The 7,497-nt window shown below is 61.5% G+C and carries 3 protein-coding genes and 1 pseudogene; all 4 read right to left on the bottom strand.

The genetic code is table 11. From position 1 onward, the window contains the following. Nucleotides 1-1,473: DEAD/DEAH box helicase (locus tag NW835_RS13590; protein ID WP_414415562.1), on the bottom strand; the 1,473-nt coding region annotated here is incomplete at its 3' end. Between the two features lie 157 nt (nt 1,474-1,630). Continuing rightward, nucleotides 1,631-1,819, bottom strand: a complete 189-nt coding sequence (locus NW835_RS13595; RefSeq protein WP_414364432.1) for a type II toxin-antitoxin system VapB family antitoxin — start codon at nt 1,817-1,819, stop codon at nt 1,631-1,633. A 65-nt stretch (nt 1,820-1,884) separates the two neighbouring features. Further along, on the bottom strand, nt 1,885-6,528 hold the full coding sequence (locus tag NW835_RS13600; protein ID WP_414415563.1) for a DUF559 domain-containing protein: 4,644 nt from the start codon (nt 6,526-6,528) through the stop codon (nt 1,885-1,887). Nucleotides 6,529-6,591: 63 nt separating this feature from the next. Next, nucleotides 6,592-7,497 (bottom strand): annotated as a pseudogene (locus NW835_RS13605) (helicase); the annotation flags it as partial.

Consider the following 7,497-nt stretch of genomic DNA (forward strand, 5'->3'; position numbering starts at 1 on the left):
ACTCAGGTAGCCAGCTTGCTGCTCTTCGCTTTCCTCCACCTCTTCCCCGAGGGGATAGGGCACAAAGCGATCCCCGGACTTGAGGACATGGTAGTAGTCCTGCCCGCACTGGCGGCAGAACTTGACAGGGAAAAAGAGCTTGCCCTCACCGGCCTGCATCTGCCCCTCCAGGGAAAATTGCCGCTTTTCCCGGCTCTCCAGAGTGGCGTAGAGGGTGCGGCCCTGGGAGATAAATTGGTGCAACTTGAAGGCCACCCCCCTGTTGCCGTCTTTGAGGTTGCTGGCGTGGGCGAGGAACTGGCGCAGAGACTCAGCGCAGAACTGGGGATCCCTGTCAACCTGCTTGGCCAGTTGGGCGGCGACCTCAGAAAGCTCCCTGGGCAGGCGGCGCCTGAAGCCGCCATCGGGCGTGGGCTCCAGGCCCAGTTCGTACTCCAGCCAGCGCGTCAGGGGGTGGCGGCGCAGGGTGGCCAGGTCGGCGGGAGGGGGAGAGTCGAGGGCGCTTTTTAGCTCCGCTGCACTAGGAGAGTCACCCTCACTAAAGGGATCCAAGGTTTCCTCGATAACGTGCTCCGCTCTGAAGGGATAGCCAAAGAAGCGGCTGGCAAAGTCGGCCACAATCTGGCGGCGCTCCTGGGCGGTGGCTTCTGGCCGGGAGATCATGGTGGCGCTGGTGCCGATGTGGACAAGGTTTGGGGCGGCGCAGCGCTCCTTGAGGCGTCGCACCAGCATGGCCACATCCGCCCCCTGTCGACCGCGGTAGGTGTGTAGCTCGTCAAAGACCAAAAAGCGCAGTCCACCAGGACTTAAGAAGCGCTGATCCTCAGGGCGAACCAACAGCAGCTCCGCCATCATGTAGTTGGTAAGCAGAATCTGGGGCGGCTTCCGCCGCAGCTCTTCCCGATCGCTTTCGGCAGTTTCCCCGGTGTATTTGGCAAAGCGCAGGGGGAAAGGGCGACCATAGCGGCGCTCGTAGCGTTCGCGCAGGTCTTGCAAAGACTGGTATTGGGAGTTCACCAGGGCATTCATGGGATAGACCACCAGGGCCGTCACCTGGTGCTCGGATCCCTTCTGGCGGATCCAGTTGTCGAGGATGGGCAGGAAGTAGCAGAGGCTCTTGCCGGAGCCGGTGCCACTGGTTACCACGAAACTTTCTCCGGCTAGGGCCTTGGTGATGGCCTCCTCCTGGTGGCGGTAGAGGCGAAACGGCCTGCCATCCTCAAAGCGGAAGATGTGGGCTGTTTCTTGGGCAATCCGTCCGGCTGCAGCCAACTCGTCAACGGTTGAGCCGTCCTTGTAAGAGGGGTAAGAGGGGCTGAGCTGGACAAGCGGCTCTGGCCAGAGGTGGATCCCTTCTTCTAGCGCTTGGTCTACAAAGGCTTGCGCCCGTGGGTCGGCAACCAGAAAAAACGAGCGGACAAAATCGCGATAGTCGGCCAGGACAGCGGCGTGGAGATCAAAGATCGTGGACATCAAAGCTACTCCACAGGGCCCTCCTAGCCAACCTAAACCCAGTCTGGAAGTGCAGCAAGTATTTTCCTCACCTCCAGTCCCTCTGGGGGAGAGACTTCTGCTGGAGTCAAGTCGCCATCAAGATGAGAGTTTGATCCAGAGCGCAATCTAGAGATAGTCATTGGCACACAAGTGTTGCTCGTGCAAATCTCCCTCCCATTTCAACTTGCTTGCCGCGTAAGTTGCGGATCCCAGCCTGCTTGTGGAGTTGAGCTAGGGTGCGCAGCGCTTTGTGAATCACCTCGCGCTTGGTCTTGAGGCCGGTTACCTGGCGGGCCCACTCGATGAGTTCATCGTCCAGAGCCATGTTGGTGCGTATGGGGATCCGCTTGTGTATAAGAACGCAGTCTTATGCGGATCCTATGCCTAGATTTAGCGGTGCGCCAGCCGCTCCCATGCCTCCAGCACCAAGCGGCGGGTGCGGTATTCGCCAAATTGCCGCATTTCTTTTTCCTTGAGCACGCGGAAGGTCTCGCCGGGGAAGGTGCTGGCAGCCACACGTCTGGCATACCCCGCCGGATCGAGAGGATCTTCCACCTCTTCCCAGGGATCGAGGATGTTTTCTAGCTCACGCTCGGTCAGGTCGGCAGGGTCGAGGATGTAGCGCAGTTGCTTGCGGGTGAGGCCGTAGAGCCGGGCGTAGTAGGCGTCCAGCTCGGCGCGGAGCACAGCGCGGCGGTCTTCATCCCAGCGGAAAGGTGGGCAGGGGATACCCTCTCCCCCTTGATCCCCCTCTCCCCAAGCTTTGGGAGAGGGGGTTGGGGGGTGAGGGCCAACCACCGCTCGCAGCGCCTCAAAGCACTCCGTCTCGCCAAGGCAAACGGCTTCGTTCCAGACATCGTCCGCGAAGGGCTTCATGTCCCAGGCGGTGTAGGTCAATTCCAACACCCGCAGCACGATGAAGGCGAGGTCGGCAGAGGTGTAGGCACTCGGCGGGAGGACGGGGAGTTGACGGAGGATGAAGAAACCCAGGGACGTTCCGCCGATTTTCTGGCGGGTAATGAAATCAAAGACGATAGCTGTCAGATTCGCCAATAAAGCAGATATAAGAGGAGTTGACTGTTTCTCAAAGGTGAGTAGAGGCGCTTTGTGTCCCACCCCCACCCTGGGCAACAAACCAAAGATCGCAGTGCGCTCGTCAGTTGAACGCGCTACATCGCGAAACCCCAGCAACCATCCCCGCCGCCAATTGCCCAGCCGGGCTTCAACTTCTTCTGCCGGCACCCAGTACCAGGGCTGCACGACGAAGTGCGGGTCGGCGTGCTGTGCTGCGTCAGGGGTAGGTAGTTGGGTGCTAGAACGCGAATCCACTCCCTCATACGTGCCGTAGCGGTGGTCGTAGTGCCAGAGCATTTTGGCTTCGTAGAGGGGGAGGTAGAGTCCCTCTCCCCCTTGATCCCCCTCTCCCCAAGCTTCGGGAGAGGGGGTTGGGGGGTGAGGGCTACTTCTCCCAAGACTCTGGGAGAAAGGGGTTGGGGGGTGAGGGGTTGGATGCTCGTAGGAATGAGTAGCGACATAGTCGGCAATTTCTCGGAGGACTTGTTCCGTCTGGTCCAATACCTGGTCATTGGTAAAGCGCAGAACGGCAAAGCCATGTTTGCGCAGGATTTCCTCCCGCAAACGGTCGCGTTCCTGCTGAGTGGGTTCGCGGTGCACGCCCCCATCTATCTCGATGATTAGACGGGCGTCGTCACAGAAAAAGTCGGCGATGAATTGTCCAATCGGGTGTTGACGACGGAACTTCCGGCCTAACAGCCGACGGTCACGCAAAAATTCCCATAGCAAGCGTTCGGCGGTAGTCGCCTCGCGGCGTAACTGCCGTGCTCTGGCAATCAGTTCCCGGCTGGCTTCAGGCAATTTGTACTCCCCTTCTCCTGCTGGGTGGGAGAAGGAATCCGGGGATGAGGGCCATCCCCCCTCTCCTGCAGTGCGGGAGAGGGGGTTAGGGGGTGAGGGCACAAACACATTCCCCACCAGCCGATACCCCTTCGCCTCCAGCTCCGCGCGAGTGCGGAAGAGGCCGGAGTCGTTGGACATATCGAACATGCGTAGAAAGCGCACGCCCCAGGGGTTGGCCCTCACCCCCGGCCCCTCTCCCACAAGGGGAGAGGGGGGAGAGTTTTCATTCACTAGCACCGGCACGCGCTGGTAGATAGCCTTTGTCAGCTCGGCATCCTGACGGGTGCGGAAGACGGGCAGGGTGCGGGTGTTGGGATTGATACGGGCAATGTCGTCGGCGGTTAGGGTGAATACACGGCGTGGGTCGCGCAGGTGTTCGGTGCGAGTTGCAAAGAAGGTGAAGGTAGGGGTGCTCTCTGACGTGCTTCTGCTGCGGATGGTGAGCAGGCAGAACTTGTAACTGCGATGCACGCCAGAGAAGATAGCTTCGCGGTTTTCAAAATCAAACAGGCTGACCAATTGCCCCTTTTCCACCAGGTCGGCGAAGAAGAATTGGTTGGTGGCGTCGGTGGCGATGCCAGTTGGCACGATGATGCCGGCCCGCCCGCGAGGGTTGAGCAGGGCGCGGACGCGCTCGGCAAACACAGAGTAGGTGTTGATGTCGCCGCGACCGGTATGGGGATATAGCCCACTGCCACGCAGGAAGCGGCTGGTGCTTTCGGCGGCGTGCAAGGCGCGCTGATAGTCTTGCCAGAGGGTGGGGTTGGTGTTGGCGAGTGCTGCAATTAGCCGCCTGCGCGTCGCTGCGTTAGCCGCACGGGCGATGGCGGTATCGCGGCTGGCAAAGAACTCTTCTTCCTGCAACTTGATGCGTTCCCAGGGTGGGTTGCCGAGGATAACATCGAAGCCGCCCTCACCGCCCCAGCCCCCTTCTCCGGGCGAGGGGGGAAGGTGAAACACCTCCGGGAACTCCAGTGGCCAGTGGAAGAAGCGCTGTTCGCAAGCCAGGGCTACGGCGGTGGCCAGAGCGCGGGAGTTGGCTCGATTTTCCAGCCGCTCGCTGACCGCTTTCGTGGTAATGGCCGCCGAGAAGTCCGAGGTCAAGCGCTGGAAAAAGGCCGCCGTCCAAAGGTTGCAGGCTTCTGTCAGTTTCTGGTGTTCTGGGTTTTGACAGTAGCGGGTGTAGAGCTCCTGCTTGCGGCGTACATTGGCTGGCGAGTCGTCCTGGATAGCTTCGAGCTGCTGCCGCTCCTGGCTGAGCTGAGCCACCACCTGGTCGGCCTCAAGCGGCAGAGAAAGCTGGCCTGTTTCCAAATCCCTGCGCTCGGCGCGATTTCGCCCCTTCAGAGAGCGGGCAGCCTCCCTGGAGTCGGCACTTACCGGCTCGAAAGCAGCATCAGGAAGGCCCTTTTCCAGAACCTTTAGATCCAGCACCCCCACCAGCGAGTCGCCACACTTGATGCGGTGATCGAGGAAGGTAAGCGGTTTGCCGGCGCAATGGGCCTCCAGCCAGAGGGCCACGCGGCAGAGTTCCACCGCCAAGGGGTTTTTGTCCACGCCGTAGAGGCAGTGGGCCACCACGTCGCGGATGGCCTCGCGCACAGTCTCGGGGGCGGGCTCCTCTTCGCCGGTGCGAACCTTGGCCAGCTCCTTGCCCAGATGTCGGGCAGCCGCCAAGAGAAAATGCCCAGAGCCACAGGCGGGATCCAGAACCCGCAGCGATAGGATGGCCCGTTCCTTTTCCTCACGGCCGGCTGCAGACTTCAGCCGCTCCTGCAGCACTGGCTCCAGGGCCGAGCGGACAAGTTCTGCCACCAGCTCCGGCGGGGTGTAGTAGGAGCCGGTACTTCTGCGCTCGGAGCCGTAGCCTAAGTCAAAGCAGGGCACACTGCCTGAGGTGTCAATCTGGGGCCGGTAGTCGAGCAGGCTTTCGTAGACGGATCCCAGCTCCTCTACGTCCAAAGCGGCGTAGTTGACCCGGCGCGGCGGCGAGGTCGCGTTCTCTTGGTAGTAGGCCAGGTGCCAGAAGGCCTGCAGCAGATCCCGGTTGCTCAGGCTGCACCCATCCAGCTCCAAAGGGGCAAACAACTCGCCGTTGAGAGGTGCAGCCCCTAGATGCTCTGCCAGCTCCTCCTGGGAAAGCACTCGCCAGAGCACCCGCAGGCTGCACCAGAGATCCTCATGCTCCGTAAAGGCGCTGCGCCACTCCAAAAGTCGCCGCAGCCGACTCACGCCGTAGTGATCCCGGTAGAGGGGGCTGGCGCTAATTAGCCCCCGCTCCTCCGAGACTAAGAGAAACAAAAAGCGGTAGACCAGCCGCAGCAGTTGCCGGTAGAACTCCTCTGGGGTAAGGCAGTTCGATCCTGGAGAAGCCAGCCGCTCCCGCAGGTGGGAGTTTTTGGGATGGGCAAGAAAACCCTTGGCCAGGCCCTTGAGGCACTCTTCCACCCCATCCCGCAGCCGCTCGCGGACTCGCCCCCCCTGTTCCAGAGCCTGCTGGTAGTACTTCTCCAGCCAACACTCCCGCGCCTGCTCTGCCTTTTGGGGCAAACGGCTGCGGTGCAGCAGGCGAAACAGGATGGCAAAGTCGTTAAAGCGCTGCTCCTCTAGGATCTGCTGCAGGTCAAACTCCACATAGGCCTGCCGGCGCACAAAGGTGCTGTCCCGCAATAGACGGAGGGTCAGCCCGTTGGTGACGATGCCCCAGAGGTGCTCGCTGCGGTTGAGATACTCCTGCAGCAGTGAGTGAGGGGCTAGACGCGGCCTGCCAGTGGAAGCCAGCCGCCCCAGCTCCTGGCGTACCCCCACAATGTGCACCGGCGGAGCATCCTCTGCTTCGCCGGCGCGGTGCGAAATGGCAAAGGTAGCACCGTCCAGCTCATAGGCCCGTGGGTTGTAGCGCAGCTCGTAGCCCAGAAAGCTAAGAAAGGGAATAACCCAGGCATCGCGGGTAACCGACGTGGCCGGATCCCCTTCCGGCAGACGGGCCAGCCGGCGGCGGAAAACTTCCCACTGGGTGCGGGCCTCGGCAAAGACGCTGGCAATTTCTTCCGTCAGGCTGCGCTTGTCTTCTAGCCCAAAGTCTTTCGGCTTCTGGCCTGACAGCTCGCCAGCCAAAAGCTGCTCCAGAATGTCCGGGCCCCAAGAGGCCCCCTTCAAGGCGTACAGCAGGAAATTGGCTCATCTGGACAGCAGAGGTTGTAGGACAAGAATTCCCAGCAGATCGGGGGGAAACTGCGGCTTAACCTCCAGCCCGCGCACGCGCTGGGAGATGGCCTGTCGGATGCGCTTGTGGGCCTCAGCCAGCTCGCCAGCTCGCTGGAAAATGGCCTCCCGGATCCCTTGCTGAAGGGGGTGTCCTAGACCCCAGTTTTCTGCAGTCGGCGGCCAGGGGCTGAGGCTGTCTAGCACCTGCTGCACCAACTCCTGCTTTTCTACAAGCGGCAGGTTGGCATCTGGCTTGGCTGCGGCCAAAAGCTGGAGCGCTGCCCTACTTTCCAGCCAGCGGGCTTCGCCTCTTTCTAGGCCAACCCCTCCCAGCACCAGCACCTCCTCCGCTAGCAGAGGCTGAGCCAGCGGCTGCTCCACTAGGTAGCGTACCCGCAGCAACAAGAGGGTGGTGAGCGCAGCCACAGCCCGCGTCCGAACGACCCCGCAGCGGGAGACGACGGCCTCTTCAGGCTTATCTAAGGCCTTCTCTAACAAAAAGTGGGCCAGGGCAGCGATGAGGCGGTGGTTGCGGCCAACGTATTCCGCTCCTTCCGGCGTGGGGGAGATGAAGCTAATCCGCCACTGTCCACCCTTGGGCTGGGGCAGGACTGAACGAATGGCCTCCGGCAGGGTTGCCGTGCCCTCCTGGCTGAGGTTGACCCGGAAGACTCCAGACTCCCGGTCAGGGATCACAGCCAGGCCTAGGCGCTGGGCAGCAGTTAGAAAAAATTGCTGCACGGCCTGCGGATCCCCCAGCACAGCGTCTGTGGCCTCCAGTTCCCGCTGCACTTCTTCCGGCTTGAGGGATCGCTGGGCAAAACGGGTGCGGTTGCGCCGCTCCTGCTCAGCAGAGCGATCCCACTGGGCGTGAAACTG

It is taken from the genome of Synechococcus sp. OH2, from assembly GCF_047462155.1.
GTDB lineage: Bacteria > Cyanobacteriota > Cyanobacteriia > Thermostichales > Thermostichaceae > Thermostichus.